The organism is Psychrobacter sp. W2-37-MNA-CIBAN-0211 (assembly GCF_040309405.1).
GTDB lineage: Bacteria > Pseudomonadota > Gammaproteobacteria > Pseudomonadales > Moraxellaceae > Psychrobacter > Psychrobacter glaciei.
On sequence record NZ_JBEOOU010000183.1, the window covers coordinates 1 to 274 of the forward strand.

Consider the following 274-nt stretch of genomic DNA (forward strand, 5'->3'; position numbering starts at 1 on the left):
TCCCAGGCCAGCACCCGATGTTGCTCGCGCAAAAAAACGGGCGCTTTTTCCGGCTGCCGACAAAGTCCAATAATCTCAACTTCGGCGCGTGCCGCGAGCTTTTCGGCCAGGGCAGCGCCAATAGCACCCGACACACCCGCAATCAAAATCCGCATAATGTTCACCAGACTCAGTTTAAAAGAATTGTCCACGTCTGTTCTTTACTATGTCGTGCTTAACCCTATCTTATGGAATAACGTTACGCCTGCCAAAGCTCAAAGGGCCAACATTACGC

Annotated in this window: 1 protein-coding gene; it reads right to left on the reverse strand. The window is 51.5% G+C overall.

Going from position 1 to position 274, the window contains the following annotated elements; translation table 11 throughout:
* The coding region (locus AAEY72_RS14820) for a hypothetical protein (protein ID WP_352311305.1) at positions 1-191 on the reverse strand (191 nt) is incomplete at its 3' end.
* Between the last annotated feature and the right edge of the window lie 83 nt (positions 192-274).